Source organism: Devosia sp. FJ2-5-3, assembly GCF_029201545.1.
GTDB lineage: Bacteria > Pseudomonadota > Alphaproteobacteria > Rhizobiales > Devosiaceae > Devosia.
This window is the reverse complement of sequence record NZ_CP104007.1, coordinates 1,746,501-1,761,614: the sequence shown is the minus strand read 5'-3', so window position 1 is coordinate 1,761,614 and position 15,114 is coordinate 1,746,501. Positions and strand designations below refer to the sequence as shown.

Below are 15,114 nucleotides of genomic sequence, written 5' to 3'. Positions count from 1 at the left end.
TCATTGTGCGTCGGGCGGCTCGATTCCTGCTTTTTGATGCGCAGCGTCCACCATGGCACGGACTTTTTCGGCGGCCTCGGCAAGACGCGCTTCGTCAGAACACCGCAGCACCAGCTCGGTCATGGCCCGGTCGCCCCCCATTTGTGGGTAACTGCCCATCTTTACGTCGGGATATTCCTGCTGCAGCGCCGCCAGCGGGCCGCCGACAGTGCCTTCGCCCACCCCGGCCTTGACGGTGACCGACAGCACCTTCTTGCCGCCCTGCAACGTCGGCGCCAAAGCCTCGAGCATGGCGCGCATGATCACCGGCACACCGGCCATGACATGGACGTTACCGATGCGGAAACCTGGGGCAGCGCTGACCGAATTGACGATGAGATCAGCCCCCTCGGGAATTCGCGCCATGCGCAGCCGCGCCTCATTGACCTCGGTGCCGGTCTGCTTCCAGCGGGCTTCGAGCATTTCGCGCGCCTGCGGGTTGATCGGCAAGGCAACGCCGAACGCCTTGGCTATGGCGTCGGCGGTAATGTCATCATGAGTGGGTCCGATGCCGCCAGTGGTGAACACATAGGTGTAGCGCGACCGCAGTTCGTTGACCGCCTCCACGATGCTTTCCTCGACATCGCTCACGACCCGCACTTCGGTAAGGTCGATCCCAAGATCGGTGCAAAAATCGGCCACCGCGCCAATATTGACGTCCTTGGTGCGGCCGGAGAGGATTTCATCACCGATCACGAGAAGACCGGCAGTAACGCGGGATTGGCTCGACATAGGGCATTCCATGAATGTGGGCCATGAGGAATGCTACCAGCGCATGGGCGCGTCAAGTCGCAGGGCCTTTCAATCGCCTGTGCAAGTGACTAGGTTAAACCCCGACTACCGGAGTTTTCTATGGTTACCTACGTCGAAGCGTCCACCCAGCCCCGCCGCACGCCGGGCATCATCCCGCTGCACGGCGAAGACGGGTTTGCAGGCATGCGCAAGGCCGGACAGCTGACGGCACAGGCCCTCGACATTCTCACCGAATATGTCGAGCCGGGCGTGCCGACGGCCAAGCTCGACCAGATTGCCTATGAGTTCGCGCGCGACAATGGCGCCCTTCCGGCGACCCTCTTCTACAAGGGCTTTCGCCATTCGCTGTGCACCTCGATCAACCATGTGGTGTGCCATGGCATTCCCGATGAGCGCGGCCTGCGCGACGGCGATATCGTCAATATCGACCTCACCCTGATCGTCGATGGCTGGTATGGCGATTCCAGCCGCATGTATCCGGTGGGAGAAATCACCCGCAAGGCCGAGCGCCTGATCGAAATCACCTATGCCAGCCTCGAAGCCGGTCTCGCCGCCGCCAAGCCGGGCAATACGACCGGCGATATCGGCGCCGCGATCCAGGCCGTGGCCGAAGGCGAGCGGATGAGCGTCGTGCGCGATTTCGTCGGCCACGGCGTGGGCCGGCTTTTCCACGACGAGCCCAACATCCTCCATTTCGGCACGCCCGGCACCGGTGCGCCGCTCAAGCCAGGCATGATCTTCACCATCGAGCCGATGATCAATCTCGGCCGGCCGCATGTGAAGATCCTCTCCGATGGCTGGACCGCCGTCACCCGCGACCGGACACTCTCGGCGCAGTGCGAACATTCCATCGGCATCACCGAAACCGGCAATGAGATCTTCACGCTCTCGCCGGGCGGGCTGTTCAATCCTTTGGCGGCGCGGAGCAGCCAGTGAGCGACGACGAGGCCAAATCAACGGGCCTTTCCGAAGCGGTGGCAAAGCCCCACTATCTTGGGCATCGCGAACGGGCGCGGGAGCGCTTCAACCTCCTGGGCGGGGAAGGCCTCGCCGACTATGAACTGCTCGAGCTGCTGTTGCACATGGCCCTGCCCCAGCGCGACACCAAGGCGCTGGCCAAGGACCTCCTCGCCCGCTTCGGCTCCATTTCCGAAGTGCTGGGAGCGCCTGCTGCCCGACTGGCGGAGACCAAGGGGCTCGGCGAGACCTCCATCACCCATCTCAAGGTCATGCAGGCGGTGGCGCAGCGCTATGGGCGAGACAAGATCGATGTCGAAAAACCGATCCTGTCGTCATGGACCCAGCTCATAGACTACTGCCACAGCGCCATGGCCTATGAGAGCGTCGAGCAGTTTCGCATTCTTTTTCTCGACAAGAAGAACCGGTTGATCGCCGACGAGGTGCAGCAAATCGGCACGGTCGACCACACGCCCGTCTATCCGCGCGAAGTGATCCGCCGCACGCTTGAGCTCTCGGCCACCGCGCTCATCCTCGTCCACAATCATCCGTCCGGCGACCCGACGCCGTCGGCGGCCGACGTGCGGATGACCAAGGAAATATCCGAGATCGCCAAGCCCATGGGCATCACGGTGCACGACCACATCATCATTGGCCGTTCCGGACACGCCTCGTTGCGCGGTTTGAAATTACTCTGAGGTCGGCCGCGACGGTCTGAGGCGGTCCGCAATTTGCCGGAAGTGCCGCAACCCGTTCTTGATGGTGGGATGGGCTTTCGCCCAGGCGCGCAGCCGCTGGAAATTCCGGTGGAGGCCAACCGCCGCCCGCCCCTTCCGCGTGATCCCGATATAGTGCTGGCGCAGCGGCGTCTGCACATTGCACCAATGCCGTTTTTCGTCGGTGAAGCCCGAGCCCATGTCGAACATGGTGTAGCCCTGGTCGAACACGGACTGCATGACGCGCAGCAAGCACTGCTTGCCGGGCGAACCGATCTGGATCCGGGGATCATCGCTCATCGACGAGATGAGGCAGAACATGCGATCGGCATGGACGATATTGTAGCGAACCGCGACGATTTCCCCCTCCAGCCGCAGCACATGCAGGCGCACATCGACACCGGAGCCGGGCTGCATGGCGCGATGATAGAAACCGACGAGATCGTCGCACACGAAGATGTCGCGAATGCCTTGCGCCCGGAACCGCGCCGAGCGCTGTCGGAACATGATTCCGATGGCCTCGGCGCCTGCGACCGGATCGGTAACCAGCTCGAAACCGATCTCGCCCAGCGCCGCCAGCCTGTCGCCCTGCTGGCGATCATGCTTCCGGCGCGAGCGGCTGCGCTGGATCTGATCGCATTGCTCCCAGGATGTAAACTCGGCGCGATAGAGGACATCGACCGCCAGCGCATCGCCAAGCTCATCGAAAAGCCCATGATATCCGGCGATCTCTGTAGGAATGGAGCGCAGATAGACAGCATCCGCCCCCTCGAGCTGCGTGATCATCGCCTGCCAGAGCGCACGACGGCCTTCGGGGCCGAGACGCTCGAGCGCGGCGTAATCGGAGATCGGGGCATAACAGCCCACATGGCTGCTGGGAAACCAGGTGTACACCTGCAGGCCGTTCATCCGCCGGCGCCGCAGCGGCAGGAGCGCAATGGGCTCGCCCTTCAGTTCGGCAACGACATAGCGCTGGTCGTGGGGAGCAATTTTGCGGTCTGCAATCCAGAGCCGGATGAAATCATAGCTCTGTCCCGGCGATTCTATGCGTTCCGTTGTGAGGCCCCGCCAGATCGCCTCGACATCCTCGATGCGGGTCGTGACAGACACTGTGAAAGTGTCGGTCAATGGCGGCCATTCCTGGCCCGTTGGTCCAACAGTGCTCGCCGTCTCGTTTCCGAGACGCACCATCGGCTCCCCACTCGCCCCCGCAGCAACCATTGCACTCGCTCTGTCCCTGGACCGATCCTGCAGCAGCGCTGGTAAACTCCGCCTGAACTTTTGGCGCGGAATACCAGCGGGGCGACAAGATTGAGTAGAGGGTTAAGCGCGGCTTACCGTTAGCCGAAGCTGGCCAGCACCGGGAAGGTTTCGAGGAACCAGAAGGAAATGCGGGTGAAATTGCCGGTCAGGAACAGGACGCCCGTCACCACCAGCAATCCGCCCATGATTTTTTCAACAGTGCGCAGATGGCGCTTGAAGCTGTCGAAGAAGGTCAGGAACGGCCCGATGGCGAGGCCCGCGAGGAAGAACGGAATGCCCAGGCCAAGCGAATAGAGCCCGAGCAGGGACGCGCCCTCCCAAGCCGTTTCCTGGCTTGCGGCCACGGACAGGATGGCGGCGAGCACAGGACCGATACACGGGGTCCAGCCGATGGCGAAGGCCAGGCCGAGGAGAAACCCGCCCATTGGACCGGAGGCCATTCCGGGGCCGTTGTGCCGGATCTGCCGGTCCAACAGCGCAATGCGATAGACACCCAGAAAATGCAGTCCCATCGCGATGATCACCACGCCGGCGACGGGCGTGAGGATCGGCAGCAGCTGGCGAAACACCTGCCCGAAGGCAGTGGCGGTAGCGCCCAGCGTCACGAAGACGACCGAGAAACCGAGAATGAAAAACAGCGAGGTTACGGCTACGCGCAGTTGCAGCGGGCTCCCCGACCGCGACTCATCGCGAAACTGCTCGAAGCTCGCACCGCTCATATAGGTGAGATAGGGCGGGACCAAAGGCAGCACGCAGGGGCTGAGAAAGCTCAGAACACCGGCCCCGATAATGAGAGGAAGGGAAAATTCCAAAGTTGACGCTCCTGGTTGGCACCGGTGTAACGCTATTGCCGGCCAAAGCAATGAGCCGGTCTGCCGCATCGCGCCAATGTTATAGGGAATACGACTTTTCGCGGGGCTGATAAGCTGGCCTCCGCTCTTGCCCCATTTGGCGCACGGCCCTATAGCAGCCTCATTTGCAGCGGCCGAGGTGCCCCAGATGACCCCCCTTCCGATCCGCATCGCGCCGTCCATCCTCTCCGCCGATTTTTCCCGGCTGGGCGATGAAGTGGCAGCGATCGTCGCCGGCGGCGCAGACTATATCCATATCGACGTGATGGACGGGCATTTCGTGCCCAATATTTCCTTCGGCGCCCCGATCATGAAGGCGGTGCGCGGGGTGACTGACAAGCCCTTCGACTGCCATCTGATGATCTCGCCCACCGATGCGTATCTGGCCGATTTCGCCAAGGGTGGCGCCGACCTCATCACTGTGCATGCCGAGGCCGGGCCCCATCTCCACCGCTCGCTCCAGGCCATTCGCGCCCTCGGCAAGAAGGCAGGCGTCGCCCTCAATCCGGCCACCCCCGTCTCGACGATCGAAAACGTCATCGATGATGTCGATCTCGTGCTGATCATGAGCGTCAATCCCGGTTTCGGCGGCCAGAGCTTCATTCCCGGCAGCCTCGCCAAGATCCGTCAGGCCAGAGCGCTGATCGGCGGCCGCGCCATCGATCTGGAAGTCGATGGCGGGGTCACGCCTGCCAATGCCGGCGAGATCGCCAGGGCCGGCGCCAATGTGCTGGTGGCCGGTTCATCAGTGTATGGCGGAAACGACCCCTCGACCTATGCCGGTCGCATCAAGGCCATTCGCGATGCGGCAACGGGTATCATTGCCTGACAATCGTCACAGAGGCGGCCGAAAATGCCGCCTCCACCTGAATCAAATTCTCACCAGCCGAGGCTAACCCCATGATTCCGCGCTATTCCCGTCCTGAAATGGTGGCAAACTGGTCGGCCGAGACCCGCTTCGCGATCTGGTTCGAAATCGAGGCGCATGCGACCTCCAAGCTGGCCGAGCTTGGCGTCGTGCCCAAGGAAAGCGCCGACAAGATCTGGGAAGTGATGAACGCGCGCAAGGCCGAGCTGGGCGATTACGGCTTCGATGTCGAGCGCATCGACGAAATCGAGCGCACCACCAAGCACGATGTCATCGCCTTCCTGACCCACCTGTCCGAGATCGTCGGCCCCGATGCTCGCTTCGTGCACCAGGGCATGACCTCGTCGGATATTCTCGACACGACGCTCTCGGTGCAGATGAAGCGCGCCGCTGACATCCTGATCGCCGATGTCGATGCGCTGCTCGAGGCCCTCAAGCGTCGTGCCTATGAGCACAAGAACACCATCACCATCGGCCGCAGCCACGGCATCCATGCCGAGCCGACCACATTCGGTGTAAAACTCGCCGAGGCCTATGCCGAGTTCACCCGCAACCGCGCCCGCCTCGTTGCCGCCCGCGATGAAATCGCCACTGCCGCCATTTCCGGCGCGATCGGCACCTTCGCCAATATCGACCCGTCGGTCGAGGAATATGTCGCCGAAAAGCTGGGCCTCTCGATCGAGCCTGTTTCGACCCAGGTGATCCCGCGCGACCGCCACGCCATGTTCTTTGCAACGCTCGGCGTCGTGGCTTCCTCCATCGAACGCGTCGCGGTCGAAATCCGTCACCTGCAGCGCACCGAAGTGCTCGAAGCCGAGGAATATTTCTCCCCGGGCCAGAAGGGCTCGTCGGCCATGCCGCACAAGCGCAACCCGGTGCTGACCGAGAACCTCACAGGCCTTGCCCGCCTCGTACGCGGCATGGTGACCCCGGCGCTCGAAAACGTCGCCCTCTGGCACGAACGCGACATCTCGCATTCGTCGGTCGAGCGCATGATCGGCCCGGACGCCACCGTCACCCTCGACTTCGCACTGGCCCGCCTCACCGGCGTCATCGACAAGCTTGTCGTTTATCCAGAAAACATGCGGAAAAACCTCGACCTGCTCGGTGGCCTCCACAATTCGCAGCGCATGCTGCTGGCTCTCACCCAGGCCGGCTACTCCAGGGAGGACAGCTACGCCGCCGTCCAGCGCAACGCCATGAAGGTCTGGCAGCACAATGGCGACCGCGCCGGTCTCTTCGCAGCCAACCTCAAGGCCGACCCGGAAGTGACTCTGTCCGATGAACAAATCGACGCCATGTTCGATGATGCCTACCATCTCAAGCATGTCGACACGATCTTTGCCCGGGTCTTCGGCGCATGAGAATCGCTGAGTGCGACATACTGATCCTGCCGGGTCTCGGCGGGTCAGGTTACGGTCACTGGCAGGTGCGCTGGGCCGAGAAAATGCGCACCGCAGCGATCGTCGAACAGGCCGATTGGGATGAACCGGATCCGGAGGATTGGGTCGACACCATCATCAAGGCGGTTGAACTTTCCGACCGTCCTGTCGTCCTCGTCGCCCACTCGCTGGCCGTGTTCGCCGTGGTCCACGCTGCCTCGCGCTTCCCCAAGGGCAAGGTGCGCGGCGCGTTTCTGGTCTCCCCACCCGATCTGGAAATGAACCCGGACGTGCCCGAGGAAGCAAAGTGCTTCGGGCCTGCCCCGCGCGATCCCCTGCCCTTCCCGTCGCTCCTCGTCATATCCTCGAGCGACCGCTACTGCTCACTCGAGCGCGCGGCGGACATGGCCGGTGCCTGGGGCTCGGAATTTCACCAGGCCGGTGATGCCGGCCACATCAATATAGCGTCCGGCCACGGCCCCTGGCCGGAAGGCCTCCTGATGTTCACTCGGCTGATGCAACGGCTGTGAGCGACCAATATCGGATCGAGGAACAGGCGCCGGCGCTGGAAGATTATCTGCGCTTGCGCTTGGCTGCAGGCCTCAGCGGCAAGACCGTGGAGCAGGCCCGGGCCGGGCTGCCCAATACCTGGTTCGGCGTGACGCTGCTCCATGAGGGGCGCGCAATCGGCATGGGTCGGATCATCGGCGACGGCGGCACCGCTTTCCAGATCGTGGACATTGCGCTCGAACCCGAGCACCACGGCAAGGGGCTGGGCAAGGCCATCATGTCGGCCCTCATCGATCATCTGCGCGCCAACGCCCCCGAAGGCGCCTATGTCAGCCTGATAGCCGACGGCGATGCCCGCCATCTCTACGCAAAATATGGCTTCAACCCGGTAATGCCGGCCTCCATCGGCATGGCCATGAATCTTGCCAGAGACCCGTGACCTGGAACCGTTCCAGACCGCCGCACAATCGCCGGAAAGTCGCCTAAGTGCTTGAAATTTAGGCGTTTCCGCCACTTTCAGAATTAAATCTTCTTAACTTGAGACCGACTGGCGGCGGGCCTAAACCACTCCCCGCTGGTTTGGATCTGCCGGCGGGCCGAATTGTTGCCCGCGACTCGACGGCTCCAGAAAACCGGCAGTCCCGGACAAATGTCCGGCAACCGCATGGAGATCATCATGCGTAAATATCTTGCTCCCCTCCTGATCGCTCTCGCCGTAGCCGCACCTGGTGCCGCTTTCGCGGCCGGCACAATGGCTCCCGCCGCAAAGCCCGCGGCCGCCACGCAGGCCGACCAGACCATTTCAGGCACCGTGAAGGCCTTCGACCTCAAGGCCCACACGCTGACCCTTGCCGACGGAATGGTCTACCAGCTGCCCGCTACCTTCAAGGACCCTGGCCTCAAGAACGGCGAGAAGGTCACAGTGCACTGGAAGATGAACGGCACCGCCCATGAAGCGACGAATGTCACCATCGGGTGACATGCAAAAAGGGAGCCGGCGCACCGCCGGCTCCCTTCAAGACTCAAACGATTAGGACAGCTCAGCCTTCGGCGGCGATCTGCTGGTTGGCGAGAGCGGCCAGGCTCAGCATTTTCTGGCGAATCACGTCGTCACCGACTTCGATCCCCTTGGCCTTGAGATCGCCCGACACCTTGCGGAACACGTCCTCGTCGCCGGCTTCTTCAAAATCGGCAGCCACGACTTCGGCGGCATAGGCCTTGGCTTCGTCGCCCGAAAGGCTCATCAGTTCGGCAGCCCAGATGCCCAGAAGCTTGTTGCGGCGGGCTTCCGCCTTGAACTGCTTTTCAGCGTCGAAGGCAAACTTGGCTTCCTGGCCCTTCTTGCGCTCGTCGAAACCGCCCATTTCCGTCTCCCGATTGTCTTGTCCGCCGGTCAGTCCGGCCTTCATGCTCCGACATAAGTGGTTGCGGCGCGCAAATCAACGCGGCTCGGCCAGATGCGACGGCGTGACCCGCCAGCCATGTTTCAACAGCACGGCCCCCCTGACTGCGAAAGGGCTTGCATTTCCGCTCCGATCTGGCGCATGAAGCGGCCTTGACGCGATGCAGTTTCAGAGCAGCGGAATCCCGATGAATCGTCGACGCAAAATCTACGAGGGCAAGGCCAAGATCCTTTTCGAAGGTCCCGAGCCGGGCACTCTGGTGCAGTATTTCAAGGATGATGCGACGGCCGGCAACGGCGCGAAGCACGAAGTCATCGACGGTAAAGGTGTGCTGAACAACCGGATTTCGGAGTTCATCTTCACCAAGCTCAATTCGATGGGCATCCCGACGCACTTCCTGCGCCGCATCAACATGCGCGAGCAGCTGATCAAGGAAGTCGAAATCATCCCGCTCGAAGTGATCGTGCGCAACTATGCCGCCGGTTCGCTCTGCAAGCGACTCGGCCTCGAAGCCGGCACGCAGCTGCCGCGCTCGATCATCGAATTCTGCTACAAGGATGACGCGCTGGGCGATCCGATGGTCTCGGAAGAGCACATCACCGCCTTCGGCTGGGCCACCCCTGCCGAACTCGATGACATCATGAGCCTCGCCATCCGCATCAACGACTTCCTGACCGGCCTGTTCATGGGCGTCGGCATCCAGCTCGTCGATTTCAAGATCGAGCTTGGCCGCCTCTATGAAGGCGATCTGATGCGCATTGTCCTGGCTGACGAGATCAGCCCCGACAATTGCCGCCTGTGGGACATCAAGACCCGCAACAAGATGGACAAGGACCGCTTCCGCGAAGGTCTTGGCGGTCTGGTCGAAAACTACCGCGAAGTCGCCCAGCGCCTGGGCATTCTGGTGGAAAACGACAATGCGCTGACCACCGGTCCGCGTCTCGTTCAGTAATTTCTAGGGCATAGTCAGATGAAAGCGCGCGTCACCGTCACGCTCAAGGCCGGCGTACTCGATCCGCAGGGCCAGGCCATCGAAGGCTCGCTGGCCAGTCTCGGCTTTGCCGGCGTCCAGGGCGTCCGCCAGGGCAAGGTTTTCGACCTCGCTCTTGCGGACACCGATGCGGAAACGGCCAAGGCCGAGCTGACGCAGATGTGCGAAAAGCTGCTGGCCAATACCGTGATCGAAAACTACGCCATCGAAATTCTCGCTTAACGTTTTCTTGCGACACTCCCCTCGCGCGCCGCGTAATGGCGCAGGATCAATTCACCATGCGTAAAACTCTCGCCCTCTGTGTGATGTTCGTCGCCTCGCTCGGCCTGCTGTTCGCGGCTTACGCCTCGGTACCGCTCTAAAACCACGCCCCTTAGCGGCTTGGTTACCAATCGCGCATTTGCGATCACAACCATCCCCGTGCCTTAACGCGCCGGTCTCAGCCATGGGCTAGACTTCCCTTATCACAGGGGGAATGCACCATGGTCAGGGATCAGCATCGGCTTGAATGGGTGGACATGGCCAAGGGCCTGTCCATTTTTCTCGTCGTCATCATGTATTGCGCGTCAAGCGTTGGCGAGGACACCGGCCAGACCGGGTTCCTGCACTGGACCATCGCCTTCGCCATGCCCTTCCGCATGCCCGAATTCTTCCTGATTTCGGGGCTCTTCCTCAGCCAGGTCATCGACCGCCCCTGGCGCGCCTTCGCCGACCGGCGGGTGGTGCACTATCTGTATTTCTATGTGCTCTGGGCGATCATCCATATCGTGTTCAAGGTGGCCCTCGTCGGCCGCGATCCCGGCGGGGCGCTAGGCGCGCTTGCCTTCGCCATTGTCGAGCCCTATGGCGTCTTGTGGTTCATCTACATGCTGGCAGTCGTCTCCGCCGCGAGCAAACTGCTGCGCCAGGCCAAAATCCCGCAATGGGCCACCCTTGCAGGCGCTGCAGCACTGCAAATCGCGTCCATCCACACCGGCAGCTACCTCATCGACCAGTTCGCCGCCTATTTCGTCTATTTCTACGCTGGCTACATGTTCGCGCCGCACCTGTTTCGATTGGCGGAATGGGCAGGGAGCAACGTCGCCCCCGCCCTCGCCATTCTTGCCGCCTGGGCTGTCATCAATGCCATCCTCGTTTTCAGCCCAGGCTTCCGGCTCGATCCCGTGCACATCCAGATGGGCTGGGCCGCGCTGCCTGGCATCCATCTCCTCGCCGCGATGGCCGGCGCGATTGCCATCGTCATCGCTGCGGCCCTGCTGGTGCGCCAGCCCGCGATGGCATGGCTCCACTGGCTCGGCACGAAATCGCTGGTGATCTACGTGGCATTCGCTCTCCCGATGAGCATCCTGCGCGTCCTGCTCCTCGCCACCGGGATAACGGAGCCCAATCTCGTCAGCCTGCTGACTATGATTGCAGCCATCTGCGGTCCGCTCGTCCTGTGGTGGATCACCCAGAAGATCGGCTTTGGACGTTTTCTCTTCGAGCGCCCCGACTGGGCCCATATTCCGGGTACGCAACGCATCAAGCCAGCGGCAGCACCGGCGGAATAGGTTCGGCTACCTCCCGCCTGTCGCAATGGATCCCCGCTCTTCCCTCGGGCTTGACCCGAGGGCCACCCGGCGAGCCCCATTATTGGCAATCTGCGTGTGATTAGGGGCCCTCGGGTCACGCCCGACAGAAGCTCCGTGCACGGGGCATCCCCACGGCGCGCCCCCCTTCCCCAAAGGTTTTACCGCCCCACCGGACCGAGGGTCTTGCCTTTTAGCCCAAGACCAACCAAAAGGGCCTCGCGCATTCCCAGACACAGCGAGGATCCACCGATGAAGGCAGCTGTCATCGTGTTCCCGGGCCTTAACCGTGACCGCGACATGATCGCGGCACTGACCAAGATCGGGGGCCAGGCTCCGGCCATCGTCTGGCATCAGGACGCCGATATTCCTGATGTTGATCTTGTCGTCATTCCCGGCGGCTTCTCCTATGGCGACTATCTCCGCTGCGGCGCCATCGCCGCGCGCTCGCCGATCATGGACAAGCTGCGCGAACGTGCTGCCCGCGGCGTAAAAGTCCTCGGCGTCTGCAACGGGTTCCAGATCCTGATCGAGGCGGGGCTGCTGCCCGGCGCCCTGATGCGCAACACCTCGCTCAAATTCGTCTGCCGCGAAGTCAAGCTCGAGGTCAGCGCCACCGACAACCCGTTCACGCGTGGTTACGCCAAGGGCCAGATCATCCGCTGCCCGGTCGCCCACCACGACGGCAATTACTTCGCCGATGCGGAAACGCTGGCCCGTATTGAGGGCGATGGCCGCGTCGCCTTCCGCTATGCCGAGGGGACCAATCCCAATGGCTCGATCAACAACATCGCCGGCATTCTCAACGCCGAAAAGAACGTTCTGGGGCTGATGCCCCACCCCGAAAACCTCATCGAATCCGCCCATGGCGGCGATGACGGACGGGCTCTTTTTGCCGCACTTCTCGACCGGGCGGCCTGACTATCATCCTGAGTCTTCAGGCCGGCGCGCTGCGCATTTTTCGGAGGGCGCAACATGGCTGAACATGGTTTCTCCATTGCCATCGTCTTGTTTCCCGGCGTGGAAGAGCTCGACTTCGTCGGGCCCTGGGAAGTTTTTTCCATGGCCAAACTGCTTGGTACGGGCCTGGATGTCTTCACCCTTGGCTGGCCGGAAAAGCGCCTTACCTGCGGCAAGGGCCTCGTCGTCGAGGCCACCCACGCATGGGCCGATCGTCCGCCCGCCGATGCTATTATCGTTCCGGGCGGCAAGGGCACGCGGACCCTTGTCAACGAGGATCAATTCCTCGCCGAATTGCGTGCCTATATGGCAGACGCCAATTGGCACGTATCGGTCTGCACCGGAGCTGCGATCCTGGGCAAGATCGGCTTTCTCGAAGGCCGCCGCGCGACTACCAATCGCTCCGGCATCGATTTTGTCCGCGCCCATGCGCCGCGCACGGAATTTCTCCAGGACGAACGCTATGTGCAGGATAGCGGCGTCGTCACCAGCGCCGGCGTATCGGCGGGCATAGACATGTCATTGTGGCTGCTGGGCCATCTGTTCGGGCAGGACACTGCCCGCGACACTCAGCGCGCCATGGAATATTACCCCGAGCCTCCCTACGGAACGACCCGATGACCCTTCGCAACGACATCGCCATCACACCGCAGCTGGTTGCGGATCACGGGCTCAAGCCGGACGAATACCAGAAGATCCTCGACCTGATCGGCCGCGAGCCGAGCTATACCGAGCTCGGCATCTTCTCGGCGATGTGGAATGAGCACTGCTCCTACAAGAGCTCGAAAAAGTGGCTGCGCACGCTGCCGACCTCCGGCCCGCGCGTCATCCAGGGCCCGGGCGAAAACGCCGGCGTTGTCGATATCGGCGATGGCCAGGCCGTGGTCTTCAAGATGGAATCACACAACCACCCGAGCTTCATCGAGCCCTATCAGGGCGCGGCGACCGGCGTGGGCGGCATCCTCCGCGACGTCTTCACCATGGGCGCCCGACCGGTTGCGGCGATGAACGCGCTGCGCTTCGGCGCGCCGGAGCATGAAAAGACCCGCCATCTCGTCAATGGCGTCGTTGCCGGTGTCGGTGGCTACGGCAATGCCTTTGGCGTGCCCACCATTGGCGGCGAGGTCGAATTCGACGCCCGCTACAATGGCAACAATCTGGTCAATGCCTTTGCGGCGGGGCTGGCTGATACCGACAAGATTTTCTACTCCAAGGCCGAGGGCGTTGGCCTGCCGGTGGTTTATCTTGGCGCCAAGACCGGCCGCGACGGCGTCGGCGGCGCGACCATGGCTTCGGCCGAGTTCGGCGACGACATCGAGGAAAAGCGTCCCACGGTCCAGGTCGGCGACCCCTTCACCGAAAAGCGCCTGCTCGAAGCCTGCCTCGAGCTGATGGCCACCGGTGCCGTCATCGCCATTCAGGACATGGGCGCTGCGGGCCTTACCTGCTCTGCCGTTGAAATGGGCGCCAAGGGCGACCTCGGCATCGAGCTTGATCTCGACAAGGTGCCGGTGCGCGAAGCGCACATGACCGCCTATGAGATGATGCTCTCGGAAAGCCAGGAGCGCATGCTCATGGTGCTGCACCCCGAAAAAGAACCCGAAGCGCGAAAAGTCTTCGAGAAGTGGGAGCTCGATTTCGCCACCGTCGGCAAGACCACTGACGATCTGCGCTTCCGCGTGCTCTGGCAGGGCGAAGAAGTCGCCAATCTGCCGATCAAGGACCTCGGCGATGAGGCCCCTGAATACGATCGCCCGTGGACCGAGCCCGTCATCCCGGCGGCTCTCGCCAAGGACGACGTGCCCCAGATGGATATCGCCGAGGCGCTGCTGGCGCTGATCGGCGGCCACCATTGCTCGTCGCGCCGCTGGGTCTACGAGCAGTACGACACCATGATCCAGGGCAACACCATGCAGCGCCCGGGTGGCGACGCCGGTGTGATCCGCGTCGATGGCGCCGAAACCAAGGGCCTCGCCTTCACCTCGGACGTCAACCCGCGCTATTGCGAAGCCAACCCCTATGAGGGCGGCAAGCAGGCCGTCGCCGAAGCCTGGCGCAACCTCACCGCGACCGGTGCAGAGCCGCTGGCAGCAACCGACAACCTCAATTTCGGCAATCCCGAGCGCCCGGAAATCATGGGCCAGCTGGTCAAGGCCATCGAGGGCATAGGCGAAGCCTGCCGCGTCCTCGAATTCCCCATCGTTTCGGGCAATGTCTCGCTCTACAACGAAACCAATGGCCGCGGCATCCTGCCGACCCCCACCATTGGCGGCGTCGGCCTGCTGCCGGAATGGGAAAAGTCGGTACGCATCGGCTTTGTCGCCGAGAACCAGCCGATCCTTCTGATCGGTGGCCCCGCCGAACGCGGCACCCATCTTGGTCAGTCCATATATCTGCGTGATCTCTTCGACCGCCGCGACGGCGACGCGCCGCATGTCGATCTCGCTGCTGAAAAGAAGACCGGCGACTTCGTCCGCAAGCTGATCCGCTCCGGCGTCGTCACCGCCTGCCACGATCTCTCCGATGGCGGCCTGGGTGTCGGCCTCGCCGAGATGGCCATTGCCGGTGGTCTCGGCGCCCGCGTCGTTGACCTCGAGGGGAACGACCCGGTCCTGCAATACTTTGCCGAGGATCAGGGCCGCTATCTGGTAACGCTTAATCTCGACCCGCAGGGCGACGAAATCCTGGCGCTGTGGAACGAGGCCAAGGCTCTCGGCATCCAGGCGCCCTGGATCGGCACGACGGGCGGCAGCGAACTTATCCTGGGCAATGCGAAGCCGGTATCGGTCGTCGCCCTGCGGACCGCGCACGAGGCGTGGTTCCCCAACTATATGGCCGGCTGAGTATTCGAAT

The 15,114-nt window shown here is 62.6% G+C and carries 17 protein-coding genes; 13 read left to right on the top strand and 4 right to left on the bottom strand.

What is annotated here, in order from left to right:
- Positions 1-771, bottom strand: coding sequence for a competence/damage-inducible protein A (locus N0P34_RS08425; RefSeq protein WP_275606571.1), 771 nt, complete (start codon positions 769-771; stop codon positions 1-3).
- A 120-nt stretch (positions 772-891) separates the two neighbouring features.
- On the opposite strand from N0P34_RS08425, the gene map reads away from it, so the two are divergent.
- The gene (gene map, locus N0P34_RS08420; RefSeq protein WP_275606570.1) at positions 892-1,728 is read left to right on the top strand and encodes a type I methionyl aminopeptidase; all 837 of its coding nucleotides are present in this window, start codon (positions 892-894) and stop codon (positions 1,726-1,728) included.
- On the top strand, positions 1,725-2,447 hold the full coding sequence (gene radC, locus N0P34_RS08415; RefSeq protein ID WP_275606569.1) for a DNA repair protein RadC: 723 nt from the start codon (positions 1,725-1,727) through the stop codon (positions 2,445-2,447). Before map ends, radC begins: the two co-directional genes overlap by 4 nt.
- Here the strand turns inward: radC and N0P34_RS08410 are convergent.
- Together N0P34_RS08410 and N0P34_RS08405 are read right to left on the bottom strand one after the other, a co-directional pair.
- A complete protein-coding gene (locus N0P34_RS08410) occupies positions 2,439-3,593 on the bottom strand; it encodes a GNAT family N-acetyltransferase (protein ID WP_275606568.1) in 1,155 nt (384 codons plus the stop codon). The two genes, radC and N0P34_RS08410, sit on opposite strands and share 9 nt — an antisense overlap.
- A 212-nt stretch (positions 3,594-3,805) precedes the next feature.
- Positions 3,806-4,540, bottom strand: coding sequence for a cytochrome c biogenesis protein CcdA (locus tag N0P34_RS08405; protein ID WP_275606567.1), 735 nt, complete (start codon positions 4,538-4,540; stop codon positions 3,806-3,808).
- A 187-nt stretch (positions 4,541-4,727) separates the two neighbouring features.
- Here N0P34_RS08405 and rpe point away from each other — a divergent pair, with 187 nt between their 5' ends.
- The 5 genes from rpe to N0P34_RS08380 all read left to right on the top strand — a co-directional run bounded on the left by rpe (position 4,728) and on the right by N0P34_RS08380 (position 8,318).
- Complete coding sequence (gene rpe, locus N0P34_RS08400; RefSeq protein WP_275606566.1) at positions 4,728-5,408, top strand: ribulose-phosphate 3-epimerase; 681 nt, start codon at positions 4,728-4,730, stop codon at positions 5,406-5,408.
- A 71-nt stretch (positions 5,409-5,479) separates the two neighbouring features.
- Positions 5,480-6,811: an adenylosuccinate lyase gene (gene purB, locus N0P34_RS08395; RefSeq protein WP_275606565.1), complete on the top strand. Its 1,332-nt coding sequence runs from the start codon at positions 5,480-5,482 to the stop codon at positions 6,809-6,811.
- Entirely contained in the window at positions 6,808-7,359 is a 552-nt protein-coding gene (locus N0P34_RS08390; protein ID WP_275606564.1) for an alpha/beta hydrolase, read from the top strand. Before purB ends, N0P34_RS08390 begins: the two co-directional genes overlap by 4 nt.
- Positions 7,356-7,778 carry a GNAT family N-acetyltransferase gene (locus tag N0P34_RS08385; RefSeq protein ID WP_275606563.1) on the top strand — a complete coding sequence of 141 codons (423 nt, stop codon included), beginning with the start codon at positions 7,356-7,358 and terminating at the stop codon, positions 7,776-7,778. Before N0P34_RS08390 ends, N0P34_RS08385 begins: the two co-directional genes overlap by 4 nt.
- Before the next feature lie 237 nt (positions 7,779-8,015).
- Positions 8,016-8,318 (top strand): DUF1344 domain-containing protein, encoded by a 303-nt coding sequence (locus N0P34_RS08380; RefSeq protein ID WP_275606562.1) that lies wholly within the window; start codon positions 8,016-8,018, stop codon positions 8,316-8,318.
- A gap of 61 nt (positions 8,319-8,379) precedes the next feature.
- Here the strand turns inward: N0P34_RS08380 and N0P34_RS08375 are convergent, their stop codons facing one another.
- A complete protein-coding gene (locus tag N0P34_RS08375; protein ID WP_275606561.1) occupies positions 8,380-8,703 on the bottom strand; it encodes a DUF1476 domain-containing protein in 324 nt (107 codons plus the stop codon).
- A 226-nt stretch (positions 8,704-8,929) separates the two neighbouring features.
- Here N0P34_RS08375 and purC point away from each other — a divergent pair, with 226 nt between their 5' ends.
- From purC to purL, 6 genes are all read left to right on the top strand, one after another.
- Positions 8,930-9,694 (top strand): phosphoribosylaminoimidazolesuccinocarboxamide synthase, encoded by a 765-nt coding sequence (gene purC, locus N0P34_RS08370; RefSeq protein ID WP_275606560.1) that lies wholly within the window; start codon positions 8,930-8,932, stop codon positions 9,692-9,694.
- Between the two features lie 18 nt (positions 9,695-9,712).
- Positions 9,713-9,955: a phosphoribosylformylglycinamidine synthase subunit PurS gene (purS, locus tag N0P34_RS08365; protein WP_275606559.1), complete on the top strand. Its 243-nt coding sequence runs from the start codon at positions 9,713-9,715 to the stop codon at positions 9,953-9,955.
- A gap of 260 nt (positions 9,956-10,215) precedes the next feature.
- Positions 10,216-11,283, top strand: a complete 1,068-nt coding sequence (locus N0P34_RS08360) for an acyltransferase family protein (RefSeq protein ID WP_275606558.1) — start codon at positions 10,216-10,218, stop codon at positions 11,281-11,283.
- Between the two features lie 270 nt (positions 11,284-11,553).
- Positions 11,554-12,222, top strand: a complete 669-nt coding sequence (gene purQ, locus N0P34_RS08355) for a phosphoribosylformylglycinamidine synthase subunit PurQ (RefSeq protein ID WP_275606557.1) — start codon at positions 11,554-11,556, stop codon at positions 12,220-12,222.
- Between the two features lie 54 nt (positions 12,223-12,276).
- Positions 12,277-12,882 (top strand): DJ-1/PfpI family protein, encoded by a 606-nt coding sequence (locus N0P34_RS08350; protein ID WP_275606556.1) that lies wholly within the window; start codon positions 12,277-12,279, stop codon positions 12,880-12,882.
- A complete protein-coding gene (gene purL / locus N0P34_RS08345; protein WP_275606555.1) occupies positions 12,879-15,104 on the top strand; it encodes a phosphoribosylformylglycinamidine synthase subunit PurL in 2,226 nt (741 codons plus the stop codon). The genes N0P34_RS08350 and purL overlap by 4 nt, the downstream gene beginning before the upstream one ends.
- Positions 15,105-15,114 lie beyond the last annotated feature (10 nt).